Annotated in this window: 16 protein-coding genes; 7 read left to right on the plus strand and 9 right to left on the minus strand. The window is 71.3% G+C overall.

Translation table 11 applies throughout. From position 1 onward, the window contains the following. Positions 1-62: 62 nt before the first annotated feature. The gene (locus ACIOEW_RS26785; RefSeq protein WP_362552348.1) at positions 63-1,022 is read right to left on the minus strand and encodes an SCO0930 family lipoprotein; all 960 of its coding nucleotides are present in this window, start codon (positions 1,020-1,022) and stop codon (positions 63-65) included. 759 nt (positions 1,023-1,781) lie between these two features. On the opposite strand from ACIOEW_RS26785, the gene ACIOEW_RS26790 reads away from it, so the two are divergent. Then, complete coding sequence (locus tag ACIOEW_RS26790) at positions 1,782-2,549, plus strand: hypothetical protein (protein WP_362552351.1); 768 nt, start codon at positions 1,782-1,784, stop codon at positions 2,547-2,549. 171 nt (positions 2,550-2,720) lie between these two features. Continuing rightward, positions 2,721-3,275, plus strand: coding sequence for a hypothetical protein (locus tag ACIOEW_RS26795; protein ID WP_401966513.1), 555 nt, complete (start codon positions 2,721-2,723; stop codon positions 3,273-3,275). A gap of 91 nt (positions 3,276-3,366) precedes the next feature. On the opposite strand, the gene ACIOEW_RS26800 is transcribed toward ACIOEW_RS26795, so the two are convergent. After that, the gene (locus ACIOEW_RS26800) at positions 3,367-4,089 is read right to left on the minus strand and encodes a hypothetical protein (RefSeq protein WP_401966515.1); all 723 of its coding nucleotides are present in this window, start codon (positions 4,087-4,089) and stop codon (positions 3,367-3,369) included. A 312-nt stretch (positions 4,090-4,401) separates the two neighbouring features. Here ACIOEW_RS26800 and ACIOEW_RS26805 point away from each other — a divergent pair, with 312 nt between their 5' ends. Continuing rightward, positions 4,402-5,061, plus strand: coding sequence for a class F sortase (locus ACIOEW_RS26805; protein WP_362552359.1), 660 nt, complete (start codon positions 4,402-4,404; stop codon positions 5,059-5,061). A 52-nt stretch (positions 5,062-5,113) separates the two neighbouring features. On the opposite strand, the gene ACIOEW_RS26810 is transcribed toward ACIOEW_RS26805, so the two are convergent. After that, the gene (locus ACIOEW_RS26810) at positions 5,114-5,956 is read right to left on the minus strand and encodes a polysaccharide deacetylase family protein (RefSeq protein ID WP_401966516.1); all 843 of its coding nucleotides are present in this window, start codon (positions 5,954-5,956) and stop codon (positions 5,114-5,116) included. A gap of 164 nt (positions 5,957-6,120) precedes the next feature. Here ACIOEW_RS26810 and ACIOEW_RS26815 point away from each other — a divergent pair, with 164 nt between their 5' ends. After that, positions 6,121-6,582, plus strand: coding sequence for a universal stress protein (locus tag ACIOEW_RS26815; protein ID WP_362552365.1), 462 nt, complete (start codon positions 6,121-6,123; stop codon positions 6,580-6,582). Positions 6,583-6,801: 219 nt separating this feature from the next. Then, the gene (locus ACIOEW_RS26820) at positions 6,802-7,371 is read left to right on the plus strand and encodes a sigma-70 family RNA polymerase sigma factor (protein WP_401966518.1); all 570 of its coding nucleotides are present in this window, start codon (positions 6,802-6,804) and stop codon (positions 7,369-7,371) included. Here the strand turns inward: ACIOEW_RS26820 and ACIOEW_RS26825 are convergent. Then, positions 7,305-7,502: a zf-HC2 domain-containing protein gene (locus ACIOEW_RS26825; protein ID WP_362552371.1), complete on the minus strand. Its 198-nt coding sequence runs from the start codon at positions 7,500-7,502 to the stop codon at positions 7,305-7,307. The genes ACIOEW_RS26820 and ACIOEW_RS26825 overlap by 67 nt on opposite strands. A gap of 160 nt (positions 7,503-7,662) precedes the next feature. Here ACIOEW_RS26825 and ACIOEW_RS26830 point away from each other — a divergent pair, with 160 nt between their 5' ends. Next, positions 7,663-8,175, plus strand: coding sequence for a hypothetical protein (locus ACIOEW_RS26830; RefSeq protein ID WP_401966519.1), 513 nt, complete (start codon positions 7,663-7,665; stop codon positions 8,173-8,175). A gap of 49 nt (positions 8,176-8,224) precedes the next feature. Here the strand turns inward: ACIOEW_RS26830 and ACIOEW_RS26835 are convergent, their stop codons facing one another. The 4 genes from ACIOEW_RS26835 to ACIOEW_RS26850 form a co-directional block, all read right to left on the minus strand. Further along, positions 8,225-9,415, minus strand: coding sequence for a histidine kinase (locus tag ACIOEW_RS26835; protein ID WP_362552377.1), 1,191 nt, complete (start codon positions 9,413-9,415; stop codon positions 8,225-8,227). Then, entirely contained in the window at positions 9,412-10,893 is a 1,482-nt protein-coding gene (locus ACIOEW_RS26840; protein ID WP_350993114.1) for a cation acetate symporter, read from the minus strand. Before ACIOEW_RS26840 ends, ACIOEW_RS26835 begins: the two co-directional genes overlap by 4 nt. Continuing rightward, positions 10,890-11,252, minus strand: a complete 363-nt coding sequence (locus tag ACIOEW_RS26845; protein WP_350993119.1) for a hypothetical protein — start codon at positions 11,250-11,252, stop codon at positions 10,890-10,892. Before ACIOEW_RS26845 ends, ACIOEW_RS26840 begins: the two co-directional genes overlap by 4 nt. 64 nt (positions 11,253-11,316) lie before the next feature. Next, a complete protein-coding gene (locus ACIOEW_RS26850) occupies positions 11,317-12,069 on the minus strand; it encodes a LytR/AlgR family response regulator transcription factor (RefSeq protein WP_401966522.1) in 753 nt (250 codons plus the stop codon). 80 nt (positions 12,070-12,149) lie between these two features. Between ACIOEW_RS26850 and ACIOEW_RS26855 the strand changes: the two genes are divergently transcribed. Further along, entirely contained in the window at positions 12,150-12,797 is a 648-nt protein-coding gene (locus ACIOEW_RS26855; RefSeq protein WP_401966524.1) for a zf-HC2 domain-containing protein, read from the plus strand. Between the two features lie 85 nt (positions 12,798-12,882). On the opposite strand, the gene ACIOEW_RS26860 is transcribed toward ACIOEW_RS26855, so the two are convergent. Continuing rightward, positions 12,883-13,743: a DNA-formamidopyrimidine glycosylase family protein gene (locus ACIOEW_RS26860; RefSeq protein WP_362552387.1), complete on the minus strand. Its 861-nt coding sequence runs from the start codon at positions 13,741-13,743 to the stop codon at positions 12,883-12,885. Between the last annotated feature and the right edge of the window lie 30 nt (positions 13,744-13,773).

Here is a 13,773-nt window from a genome sequence, read left to right on the forward strand (position 1 = left end):
AACCGTCCCGTCGCTGCCCGTGACATTCAGCGACGGGACCATGTAAGAAGTTTATTTCCGAACTACTTCGCCGCCCCAACCAACTTGGCCTGCGGGGAAACCGCGTACCATGTCCCCCCGACGCCCTGGCCGTTGGTGTCACCGGGTTTGACGTCTCCGGAGAAGGTGTAGATGGGCCAGCAGTCGACGGCCTGCTGCTTGAGTCCGTCGGGCCGGTCGAAGGTGACAAAACCCTTCGTCGTGACACCCTTCACATCATTCTTCTCGACAGGTGCGACAACCGGCCACTTCGAGAGACAGGCTCCGGTACAGGCCGACTTCATCGGCCACGCGACATCCTTCTTGAACCGGTAGACCGTCATCCCGCGCTTGTCCACGACGATATCGCCGAGTTCCGGATCCTTGCGCACCGAGAGTCCCGCGAGGCCGGCCGGCTGCGCGCCGGAAGGGCCGTCGGCGTTCACCGCCGCCTTCTTGCCGTCGGGCGCCGAGGCGAACCAGGTTCCCCCCACTCCCTGCCCCTCGGCGTCGCCCGGCGCGGCGTCCTTGGAGTACCGGTACATCGGCCAGCCGGCCAGAGTGAGTTGCTGCACACCGTCGGCCCGGGTGACCTTCCCGATCAGAGCGGCATCGGTCCCGGCCGCGGCGGTGACATTGCCCGCGGGCACCGGCGGCCAGACTTTCGCACAGTCACCTTCGCAATTCGACTTGGGCGGGCTCGCGGTGTCCTTGTCGAATCGGTAGAGCGTGAATCCCTCGCTGTCCGTCACGACCTTGCCCAGCTCCTTGCTGTCCCGGACGGCGAGCTGACCGGCCTGCTTCGCCGAGGCGGGCTCCGCCGCCGCACCGGAGCCGTATCCGGCGTCCGATCCGTAGCTGTCCGCGGCCTGACCGGCCGGACTCACGTTGCCCACGTTCTGCCCGTTGGGCGACTCGGCGCCTTTGTCCTGACCGCACGCCGTCGTCAGCGCCAACAGGGTCACCGCGGTCACCGCGAGCGAGGCGTTTCGCCAGGTGTTCATGTCAACTCCCGTGATACTTGCGCCAGTTGCGACGCGGGTGCGCGCCGTTCATGGCCCTAGATACGGGCGCCGGGCCGTTCTTTGTTCAATGCGTACGCAGATTCTTCCGGAGCCGCAAACCCCGAGTGCCCCAGGTCCCCTCCATCAGGGGAATCCGGCGGATCTCCGGCGTGCCCGGCCACGGCCCGGAACATGCTCCCCGTCGTGTACGGATCACTCATCGGGCGGCTCACCGCAGCCCTCACCCTCACCTGGCTGTTGACCGCCCCGGCGCCGGCGGTGGCCGACAGCTGCGCGTATGCCTCGATCGGTGACGGGGACGGCAGTTCGGCGGTGGCGGACAGCGGCGACGGCACCTGCCACGCAGGTCCGGAACCCGAGCCCGCTCCCCCGCCGACTCCGAAGCCGAAGCCCCCGCCTCCACCTCCACCGCCAACACCCCCTCCACCACCTCCACCACCTCCACCGCCCCCGCCCCCGCCGCCACCACCGCCACCACCGCCACCACCCGTGGTCGCGCCCGCGCCGCCCCCTCCCCCACCCCCTCCAACGCCCACCCCGTCTCCGTCACCCACGCCTTCCCCGTCCGCACGCCCGGCGCCCCCCGCGCCCGTGGCGCTCCCGTCGTACCGCAGACCTGTACGGAAGGCACCGGAACGCCATACCTCCCTGGTCACGCTCACCTTGATGATCACAGCCCCCGCAGTGTTCGCCGTCGCCGTGCTGCGGCCCCGTTCTCGATGACCTCCGGAGGCACTCATGTCGGAATGGCTGGTTCTCACCCTCGCCATGGCCGCGGCCAGCACCGTCGTACTGACCATCGCCGTACTCAACAACCGCCGGCTGCCCGAGGACGACGACCCGTCCGAAACCCCTGACGTCATCGAGTACATGACGATGATGATCGGGGTGGTCTACGCGATCGTGCTGGGCCTCGCCATCGCGGGTGTGTGGGAGGGCCGCGGCGCCGCCCAGGAGTACGTACGCCAGGAGGCCCAGGCACTGCACGAGGTCAGCGTGCGCTCGTCCGTCTACCCGGCCGACGTCCGCACCCGGATCCGCGCAGACGTCGACGCCTATGTCAGCCACGTCGTGCACGACGAGTGGCGGACCATGAGCGAGCACGGCACGCTCAGCGACCGGGGCGCCGAGCTTCTCGCACAGGTGCGCGCCGACGTCACGGAGTACCGGCCGAAGACGGACCACGAGGGGCAGGCCTATCAACCGCTCGTCGACCAGGTCGCCGCAGCCGACGACGCCCGCAACGCCCGGGGGCAGAGCGCCGGTGCCACGATGCCGGGCGTCGTCTGGTTCGGGCTGATCACGGGGGCGCTGGTGACGGTGGGGCTGATCTTCACCCTGCAGATCCGGCGTACGTTCCGCGAACTCCTGCTGGCCGGCCTCTTCAGCGTGCTGATCGCCTTCCTCCTCTTTCTGATCTGGGACTTCGATTCCCCCTTCGGCCGGGGCATCTCCGCCACCGCCGCACCATTCCTCGATCTGTTCCCCGGCGCGGCCGACGGATAGGAGCCCCCGTCCCCCGGCGGTGCGCCGCCCGGGGGACACCGGTGCCCCATTCGCCGGACCCCGATCGCGGGCGAAATGCACCACTTCTAGCGTTGTCCGCATCGAGGTGCATTTCTGACACTTTGTGGAAACCCGTTCCGCAGCTGCTCCTCGGGACCCGGAGGATTCACCATGCGCGCAATACGTGTCACACCCGTCGCTCTGCTCGGCGCCGCAGCACTCGCCCTGACCGCCCCGGCCGTGACCGCGTATGCCGCTACCACGGGCGGTCCGTCCAACAGCGGGACCGGATACACCGTCACGCCTTCCGTGATCGCACCCGGCGGCCAGGTCACCCTGGCGGCCAAGGGGTGCTCCACCACGGCCACGGCGTCCTCGGGGGTGTTCGACACCGTCACCATCCCCAAGGACGGCACCGGCAGGGCAACGGTCGACTGGGACGCCAAGCCAGGCGCCGTCTATGAGGTGACGTTCACCTGCAACACCTCGCCGAGCTCCATGGCCAGGGTGAACCTCACGATCAGCGCCGCCACGAGCACGCCCACCACGAGCTCGACGAGCTCCGCGGTGTCCTCGGCCTCCCCTGCCGGTGTGCAGGGCGGTCTCGGCGGCAGCATCGACAGCATGAACTCCGGCCAGATCGTGGCCGGCACCGCGCTGGCCGTGGCCGCTGCCGCCGGCACTGTCTTCGTGGTGCGGCGGCGCAAGGAGAACCGTTCGCACTGACGGCAACGCCGACGGAACGAAAGTCGCCCCGGGTCCTCTTGGAGGACTCGGGGCGACTTCGGTTATCGGGCCGGTGGGAGCGTCTCTACGATCAGATCGCCCCATGGCTCATCCTCCGGCGGCGCATGATGTACATGCCTCCGCCGAGGGCCGCCGAAGCGACCAGGCCCGCGCCGATACCCATCTCCGTCGGGCTCGCGGCCATCGAACCGCCGAACCCGCCCTGGGCACCCCGGCTGTTGAGCACGGTGAAGCGGTGTCCTGCCGTACGGTCGGTGCCGTCGCAGCGCACCGTCAGGTTGTAGGAGCCGGGCGTCGCGTCGTTGAGGATCCGGACCCTGGCGTGGCCGACCCGGCCCGCCGAAAGCCGCGTGGTCCGGAACGCGTTGGACGAGACGCTGCCGCCCCGGCCGCAGCCCTCGGCGCTGACCTGCATGGCCGCACCCTGGTGCACGCGCTCGGGGTCGACGGTCACATTGTTCGGACCGTTGTTGCGGCCGTTCCCGTTGCCGTTTCCGTTTCCGTTCCCGTTGCCGTTCCCGTTGCCGTTCCCGTTGCCGTTCCCGTTCCCGTTCCCGTTCCCGTTGCCGTTCCCGTTGCCGTTCCCGTTCCCGTTGCCGTTCCCGTTCCCGTTGCCGTTCCCGTTGCCGTTGCCGTCTCCGTTGTCCCAGTCGCCCGGGTCGTTCCAGTCGTTCTGGCTGTTGCCGTTGTTCTGTCCGTTCCCGACGTCTCCACCGGCTGCGGCCATCGGGGCACCGAGCCCGAGAGCGGCGACGGCGGTCGCGGCGACAACGAGAGCGCGTGTAGCACGCATCGTTCGAACCTCCAGCGGGAAGCGCCCCGGAGCCCTGTGCACCGGGATGGATCGACGAGTACGCCTCCCATGACGAACCCTCACCAAATCCTTGATCCACCGCATTTCGGCATGCTCCACCCCGGTGATCCGACACACCGTGCGGACACCTGTGAATCTGATGGACTCGCAGGTCACAGAGCGTCAGAACTTCTATCCGGCCACTACTCCGATGAGAAGCCCGCCCCGCGGCCGCCACCCGTTCGCACTTCCCTGAATGCCGCGCGGCCGCCCCCCGCCTAGCGTTCCCCTCGTCGCGACGAAGGGAGAACCATGGGCCGGGACAACTGGCACCCCGAACGGATCAGACACTCGCCGTGGGGCGCACTCGCGCTGGCGATGCTCACCGGTCTCGCGCTGATGCAGAACGGCGCGGACCTCTCACCCGGCCCGCCGCAGCCGGTCGCCGCCACCTCGGTGGGCCAACAGAAGGTCGTCCCGGGGGCCCCGGTCGCCGGACCGGCAGTGAAGCCACTCGCCTACGCGCCCGTCGCACGCGTGGCCATCCCGTCGATCGGGGTCGACGCACCGGTCATCGACGTGAACCTCGACGAGAACGGCTGGATCGAGACACCGCCCCCGCAGGATCCCAACCTCGCCGGCTGGTACCAGAACGGCATCGCGCCGGGACAGCTCGGAACCTCCGTCATGGTCGGCCACGTCGACAACCAGGCGGGACCCGCCGTCTTCTACGGGCTGGGCTCGCTGAAGAAGGGCAATCGCGTCGAGGTCACCCGCAGTGACGACAAGGTCGCGGTGTTCGAGGTCTACGGCGTCGAGGTCTTCGCCAAGAACGACTTCCCCGGCGCCCGCGTGTACGGCGACACGGGACAGGCGGAGCTGCGGGTCATCACCTGCGGCGGCGGGTACACGAAGGCCAACGGCTACGACGGCAACGTGGTGGCCTTCGCCCGCCTGGTCGAAACCCGCTGACGGCTGCCGCCGGGGACCTGCGCCCGGTCCCCGGCAGCAGCCGCCGCATACCTCAGCGGCGCTGCGGCACCGTGATCCGGTACCCGTCGTCCAGCAGCTCCGGCAGATAGCGGCGCAGCGCGGCGACGCTCTGCGAACGGTTGCCGCCCGCGTCGTGCGAGAGCACCACCACCCCGGGGGCGGCACCGTCCCTCACCCGGCGCACGATGCTGTCCGTGCCCGGTACGGTCCAGTCCAGGGTGTCCACCGTCCAGGCCATCGGCTCCATGCCCAGCGCGGCCCCGATCTCGAACGAGTTCCGGTTCCAGGCCCCGTAGGGTGCCCGGTACCAGAGCGGCGGAGCGCCGGTGATCTTCTCGATCACGTCGCTGGTGCGGCCCAGCTCGTCGGTGATGCCGGTCCTGGAGAGCTTGGTGACCAGCGGATGGGTCCACGAGTGGTTGCCGACGGTGTGCCCCTCGTCGGCAATCCTGCGTACGAGGTCTTCGTTGTCGTGGGCCATCTCCCCGCAGAGGAAGAACATGGCCCGTACGTCGTGCTTCCGCAGCGTGTCCAGGATGTGCGGGGTGTAGAGCGGATCCGGTCCGTCGTCGAAGCTCAGCACCATGGCCCGGCCGATATCGGGCAGCTCCTCGAAGGGCCGGGTGCGGACCGGTGGCGCCGCCGGACGGTAGTGGGGCGGGTTGTTCGCGGTCATGGGGCTCAGCCGGTAGGCGAGCGGCCGGGTCCGCAGGGCCGCTGCCTGCGGACCGGCGGCGGCCGACGGCGGCGCGGGACGCCGGAACGGGGTGCCGGCGGAGTCCGCAGCGACCAGGCGCACGACAGCGGCGGCGCCCAGCCCGGCAGCCAGCCTCAGCAGCGTTCTGCGCATCGGCGGCATCTGATCATTCTTCATGACCAACTGCTCGCACGTCCGCTCTGTCACCTTCCTCAACGACACCACTCACGGGAGGTTTTGCACCCGTTGGAGGGAGCGCGCCCGCGCATCCGGCAGCAGCGCGCCGGGGCACTCGGGATCCCGGACCGGGACCTTCCGGGGGAGCCGATAGCCTCACTGCCGTGACAGATCAGCAGCCCCACCAGTTCGAACGTGGCACAGACGGCCCGAAAGTGATCGTCGCGGGCCTCGACGGTTCCGAGTCCTCCATGCGCGCCGCGGCGTATGCCGCAGGCCTCGCCCGTAGACAGCGGGCCATGCTCGCTCTCGTCTACGTCCAGCCCGTGCTGACGGCGGGTGCCGCACTCGGTGCGCCGGTCGGCGACGCGACCGGAGACGTCGCGGAGGGCCTGGTGAACGAGATCCGGGAGTCGACGGAGCGGATGAAGGACATATGGGATGTGCGATGGGAGTTCCACACCTTCCGCGGTGATCCGTACAACGGGCTGGTGACGGCGGCGGACGAACTCAAGGCGGACGCCGTCGTGGTGGGCGCGTCCGAATCAGCGGGGCACCGGTTCATCGGCTCGGTGGCCGTACGCCTGGTGAAGGCCGGGCGCTGGCCCGTCACCGTGGTCCCGTAGCTCCGGCACCGCCCTCCCCCGCGCCTCTCCACCGACGCAGCCCTCCCCTTTCCCCGCCCCGCTCCCCCGCCGCCCGACCGTTCAACGCACCATTCGCCGCTCTGTGCGACCGCTCGTCGCACAGGGCCGCGTTTGTCCTGTCCCCCGGGGCGTGAATGCGTTCGTATACGCCAGTCAGCAGCGAGGCGGCAGGGGCCTCCGCGGGGAAGGGCGTTCACCATGGCCACGACGACGACCGATGAGCGGGCCCTCGCGGATCTGCAGCGTGAGCACGGCCCCGCCCTGTTCCACTTCCTGCTCGGCCTGACGTTCGGCGACCGGCAGCGGGCCGAGGATCTCGTCCAGGAGACGCTGGTGCGGGCCTGGCAGCACCCGGAGGCCTTCGACGGCCCGTACGAATCGATGCGGCCCTGGCTGTTCACGGTCGGGCGGCGGCTGGCGATCGACGCCCGCAGGTCGCGACTGGCCCGGCCGGCCGAGGTCAGCGACGCGGTGCTGGAGAGCGCTCCGGGCCGGGAGGACACCGCGGAGTCCGCGGTCGCCGCGCTCGACGTGCGGAAGGCGGTGCGCACCCTCAGCCCGGAGCACCGGGCCGTGCTCGTCCAGATCTACTTCCGGGGGCTGAGCGTGGGCGAGACCGCCGCGGTGCTCGGGATACCCGCCGGCACGGTGAAGTCCCGCTCCTATTACGCGCTGCGCCTGCTCTCCCGTAACCTGCCCGGCTACTCCAGCAGGTCCTCCTCGCTGAGCAGCGGCAGCAGCGCCGCCGCCTCCACGACCGCCACGTAGTCGGCGGCGCAGCGGTCGCAGCTCTGGAGATGCCTGGCGACGGTGCGCGCCTCGGCGGCCGGAAGCGCGTCCAGGACGTAGGCGCCGAGCAACTGCCGCATATGCGGTCCCTCCCCTGGGTCGGCGGTCATCGCAACCTCATGTCTGTGACGGATCGGGCCCGACGGATCCTCCCCTTCTGGCCACGCGGGGCGCGCTCTCCCGGTTCAATGCTGCGTGTGGGGCCGGTCGGTCCCCGGTCCGCCGGGCAGCCCCCGGCCCGGCCCCGAGTACGGAAAGAGGCGAGACGGGATGTGTCCGGAACGTCATGACGGAGCCGACGGGAGCGGGCTGCTGGTCCCGATGGCCTGGATGTACGCGGAGTACATCGCCGACGAACTCCTGCGGACCGGCGATCTGATGGAGCCGGCGAGCCTGGAGTACCGCGCCGGGCGCGATGCGCTGGCCCTGACCGTGTTCCTCTCCGACGGTGCGGTGGCCGAGGCGCTGCCCGCCACCCGGATGGACGAGCTGCGGCTGCTGACGGCGTACGGGACGCCTTGGCGCCGTTGGGTGTGCGACCGGCTCGACGCCCTGCGGGCGGCGCCCGGCGGTACGGGCCCCGATCTGACGCTGGCGCGGGCCGCCTGGCGGTGGCTGGAGGAGACCGAGCTGCTGGCGGCCGACCTCGACGCGATCGGCCCGCTGCCGTGGGAGGCCCCGGCCGGCCAGGAGGAACCGGACGGTCAGGACGCCGTCCAGGTGTGGACTCCGGCCTGGCAGCTGGGGCTGCCGCTGGGACATCTGGCGATCCACCTGTACTGAGTCCGCGCCCGGCCCGCACGGCGTCCCCGGGAGTCGCTACGGGAGCCGTTCAGGAACCGTGCACCCCGGCACGGTACTTCGGCAGCCGCACGGTGATGCGCATGCCGGCGCCGATGCCGGTCTCGATGACGAGCCCGTAGTCGTCGCCGTACACCTGGCGCAGCCGTTCGTCGACGTTGAGCAGTCCGATGCCGGTGGACCTGCCGCCCTCGCCGCGCAGGATGTGGCGCAGCCGTTCCGGGTCCATGCCCGTGCCGTCGTCCTCGATGACGACCTCGGCCTCGGAGCCGGCGTCCAGGGCGCTGATGGTGATGCGGCTGGAGGTGACGGCCCCTTCGAGTCCGTGTTTGACGGCGTTCTCGACCAGGGGCTGGAGGCAGAGGAAGGGCAGGGCCACGGGCAGCACCTCGGGGGCGACCTGAAGGGTGACCGAGAGCCGTTCGCCGAAGCGGGCCCGGACGAGGGCCAGGTACTGGTCGATGGAGTGCAGTTCGTCGGCGAGCGTGGTGAAGTCGCCGTGACTGCGGAACGAGTAGCGGGTGAAGTCGGCGAACTCCAGGAGGAGCTCGCGGGCCTGCTCGGGGTCGGTGCGGACGAACGAGGCGATGGCTGCCAGCGAGTTGAAGATGAAGTGCGGGGAGATCTGCGCGCGCAGGGCCCTGATCTCCGCCTCGATGAGCTGGGTGCGCGAGCGGTCGAGTTCGGCGAGTTCCAGCTGTACGCAGACCCAGCGGGCGACCTCGCCCGCCGCCCTCGCCAGGACCGCGGACTCGCGCGGGGCGTAGGCGATCAGGGTGCCGAGGACCCGGTGGTCGACGGTGAGCGGCACGGCGACGGCCCAGCGCAGCGGGCAGTCCAGGTCTTCGCACTCGCTGCGGAAGGCGGTCCCGCGTCCACTGGCGAGGAGGTCCCCCACCTCCTCCATGACGTGGCGGCCGTGGTGGTCGCCCTCGCCGTCCCAGACCAGGACCCGGTCGCGGTCGGTGAGGCACAGGGCGTCGGTGCCGAGCAGCGAGCGGAGCCGGCGGGCCGACCTGCGGGCGCTCTCCTCGGTCAGTCCGGCGCGCAGCGGGGGCGCGGCGAGCGAGGCGGTGTGCAAGGTCTCGAACGTGGCATGTTCGACGGGTGTGCCGACGTCGCTGGTACGGACCGGACGCGCGGTGCGCCGGCCGGTCAGCAGGCCGCCGCCGAACAGCAGCAGGGCAAGGAGCACGATGGCGGCGTATCCGGCCCCGGTCACCGGTGCCTCCCGGCGGTCAGTGCCTCGGGCAGGTGGAAACGGCTCATCGCGGCGTTGGTGCCGGCGGGTATCCGCCCCGGGGTGGCGAGCGAGACCAGGATCATGGCGAGGAAGCCGACGGGCACGGACCAGACGGCGGGCCAGGCGAGCAGGGCGTGCGGCCAGCCGGGCGGGCGCACCGCCCCGCTGACGGTGATGGCGACGGAGAGCAGGGCGGATCCGCCGCCCAGCACGAGTCCCGCCACCGCACCGGGCGGGGTGAGCCGGCGCCACCAGATCCCGAGGACCAGGAGCGGGCAGAAGGAGGATGCCGACACGGCGAACGCCATCCCCACCGAGTCGGCGACCGGTACCCGGCTGACGATCAGCGAACCGGCCAGCGGGACGGAGATGGCGAGGACGGTGGCCAGCCGGAAGTGCCGTACCCCGCGCGACGGGAGGACGTCCTGGGTGATGACACCGGCGACGGCCATCGTCAGGCCGGAGGCGGTCGACAGGAACGCGGCGAAGGCACCGCCGGCGATGAGCGCACCGAGCAGGTCGCCGCCGAGGCCGCCGATGACCCGGCCGGGGAGCAGCAGCACGGCGGCGTCCGCGTCACCTCCCTGGATGAGCTCGGGTGCGTACAGCCGGCCGAGGGCTCCGTAGACGGGCGGCAGCAGGTAGAAGACGCCGATCAGGGCGAGGACGGCGACGGTGGTGCGGCGGGCGTCACGGCCGTTGGGGCTGGTGTAGAAGCGGACGACGACGTGCGGCAGGCCCATGGTGCCGAGGAAGGTGGCGACGATGAGCCCGTAGGTGGCGTACAGCGGATGGTCGGCGCGGAAGACGGAGAGCTGCTCGTCGAACGTGACGCGGGGCCGCCCGTCGCCCTGCCAGGCGAGCACCAGGAAGATGGCGGGGACGAGGAGCGCGGTCAGCTTCAGCCAGTACTGGAAGACCTGGACGAAGGTGATCGAGCGCATCCCGCCGGCGGCGACGGCGAGGACGACCACGGAGGCGACGAGGACGTCGCCCAGCCAGCCGGGCGCCCCGGTAAGGATCTTGAGGGTGAGTCCGGCGCCCTGGAGTTGCGGGACCAGGTAGAGCCAGCCGGCGCCGACGACGAGCACGCTGACGAGTCTGCGCACCTGCCGGGATTCGAGTCGGCCCTCGGCGAAGTCGGGCAGGGTGTACGCCCCCGAGCGGCGCAGCGGCGCGGCGACGAAGACGAGCAGCACCAGGTAGCCGGCGGTGTAGCCGACCGGGTACCAGAGCATGTCGGGTCCGTGGACCAGCACCAGACCGGCGATGCCGAGGAAGGAGGCGGCGGAGAGGTACTCGCCGCTTATGGCGGCCGCGTTGAGCCGGGGCCGTACCGTGCGTGAGGCGACGTAGAAGTCGGAGGTGGTGCGGGAGATGCGCAGCCCGAACCCGCCGACGAGGACGGTGGCGAGAACGACGGCGGCGACGGCCGCCACCGCGTACGTGCGGCTCACTGTGCGGGGCGGCCTTCCACGAGCCGGGCGAAGTCGCGTTCGTTGCGCTCGGCCCGGCGCACGTACCACCAGGCGAGCAGCGTCAGCGGCGGGTAGGCGGCGAAGCCGAGGACGGCCCAGACGACGGCGGAGCTGTGCAGGGCCTCGAAGACCAGGGGCAGGGTGCCGACGACGACGGCGAGGGCGGTGAAGGCGGTGAGTCCGGCGCGCAGCTGGCTGCGCATCAGCGAGCGTACGTATGCGCCGCCCAGTGCGGTCTGCTCGTCGATCTCCGACTGGGTGCGGTAGCGCGGCAGCGGACGCACCCGGCGGGGCTCCCCCGTCACCACTTCACGCCGGGGCGTTGGCTCTGCGGACATGGGGCCGGAGTGTACGCAGCACCCGACCCCGCTGGGAAGGGGTCCGGGCGCGGGTAGACGCTGGTCAGCGGCCGGTCTGCCGCATCAGCAGATCGCGCAGCGCGCGGGTGTGCCGGCGGCTGACGGCGAGCGAAGCGGTGCCGATGCGCACGCTCATGCTGCCCGCGTCCAGGCGCAGTTCGTCGATCCGGCCGAGCGCCACGAGGTGGCGGCGGTGGATACGGACGAATCCGCGGGTACGCCAGCGCTCCTCCAGGGTGGTCAGGGGGACGCGGACGAGGTGGCTGCCGGTGGCGGTGTGCAGCCGGGCGTAGTCGCCCTGGGCCTCGGCGTACGCGATGTCGTCGATCGGGATGAAGCGGATGACACCGCCCAGTTCGACGGGGATCTGGTCGTGTGCCGTGTCGTGGGCGGGTGCGGAGCGCTCGCCGACCTGTTCGGCGACACGGCGCACCGCTTCGGCGAGGCGTTCGCGGCGTACGGGTTTGAGGACGTAGTCGACGGCCTTGAGGTCGAAGGCGTGCACGGCGAAGCCCTCGTGGGCGGTGACGAAGACGATGAGCGGGGGCGCGGCGAACCCAGCCAGCAACTGGGCGACGTCGAGTCCGGTGAGGCCCGCCATGTGGATGTCGAGGAAGACGACGTCGATGGCGGCGGGGTCGTCGGGACCGGCCTCGACGGCGCTGCCGATGCGCCGCAGCGCCTCGGTGGCGCCGGTGGCTCCCTCGGCGCTGCGGATCCGGGGATCGGCGCGCAGGAGGTACAGCAGTTCCTCCAGGGCGGGTTCTTCGTCGTCGACGGCGAGTACGCGGAGCATGGCCGGAGTTTAGGGGGTGTGCGGCGGAGTACGGGGGTGCTGGGCTGAGTGATTCACGGGCTGTTTCCGTACGGGACGGCATGTGCACCCCGCCCCACCGTCGCGATGTCGGCGCCTATGTCCTGGGCGTGCTCGGCGCCGCCGACGCCTTCCGTTTCGAGGAGCATCTGGAGGGCTGTCCCCTGTGCGCGGGCGGGGTGGTGGAGTTCGGCGGGGTGACGGCCGTCCTGCGGCGGTACGCCCGGCTGACGCCGCCGGGCGTCGATCCGGTGGTGCGGGCCGGTCCCGGGCTGGTGCTGCGGGCCACCCGGGCGGTGGCGGCCGGGCGGCGCAGGACGCGGCGCCGGCGGCTGGCGGTGGCGGCGACGGTGGCGGCTGTGGTGCTGACTGCCGGGGTGCCGTTCGCGGTGCCCGGCGGGGAGCCGGAAGCCGGGCGGTGGACGGGCGCGGACGGGGGCTCCGGGATGACGGCTGTCGTGACGGCAGGGGCGCGGGAGTGGGGTGCCGATGTCGGCCTGGAGGTGGCGGGGGTGCCGGATCCCGGTGTGTGCTCCCTGGTCGCCGTGGGGCGGGACGGGGACGAGGAGACCGTCGCCACCTGGTCGTCGGCCGGCGCCGGGGAGGGGCCGCTCCAGGTGAGCGGCGGCGCGGCCCTGCGGCCCGGGGCCATCGCCCGGTTCGAGGTGCGTACGGCGGCGGGGCGGCGGCTGTTGCGGCTCACACGCTGAGGATCACGTCGCCGACGGGGCGGCTGCGGCTCACGAGCCGAGAATCACGCCGCGTCCCCGCCGCGATCCGCCGGAGGGGACCCTGCTACTTGAGCAGCTTGGAGAGCCGGCGGTCCGCCAGGGGCTTGCCGCCCGTCTGGCAGGTCGGGCAGTACTGGAGCGAGGAGTCGCTGAAGGACACCTCACGGATGGTGTCCCCGCAGACCGGGCAGGCCTCGCCGGTACGTCCGTGGACCCGCATGCCGCTCTTCTTCTCGGCCTTGAGCCGCCCCGCCGCCAGTCCGCTGGAGCGGGCGACGGCGTCGTCCAGCGTGGTGCGCAGGGCTGTGTGGAGCCGGGTGATCTCGTCGTCGGAGAGGTGTGCGGTGAGTTTGAACGGCGACATCTTCGCGACGTGCAGGATCTCGTCACTGTAGGCGTTGCCGATGCCGGCGATGAGCGACTGGTCGCGCAGGGCGCCCTTGATCTGGCGCCGTTCCCCGTCGAGCAGCGCGGCGAACATGTCCCGGTCGAAGGACGGGTCCAGCGGGTCGGGCCCCAGGCGCGCCACCCCGGGGATCTCGGCCGGGTCGTGGACCAGGTGCACGGCGAGGCGTTTGGTGGTCCCGGCCTCGGTCAGGTCGAAGCCGTCGCCGCCGGTGAGGACGGTACGCAGCGCCAGGGGGCCCTTGCCGGGGCGCGGCGGGGTGGCGGGAAAGCTGTCCTTCCAGTGGAGCCAGCCGGCCCGGGCGAGGTGGGTGACCAGGTGCAGCGGGCCGACGGCGATGTCGAGGAACTTGCCGTGCCGCCGGACGCCGGTGACCGTACCGCCGTACAGGGCCGTGAGCGGCGGGTCGTACGTCTTCAGGACGCTGATGGCGAGCGGCAGGACGCGGTCGATCTCCCTGCCGACCAGGTGGTCGTCGAGGAAGACCCGCAGGGCTTCGACTTCCGGCAGTTCGGGCATGGTTCCCAGCCTGCCGCAGCCGTCGCCCCG

Source organism: Streptomyces sp. NPDC087901 (genome assembly GCF_044742205.1).
In the GTDB taxonomy this organism is placed as follows: Bacteria; Actinomycetota; Actinomycetes; order Streptomycetales; family Streptomycetaceae; genus Streptomyces.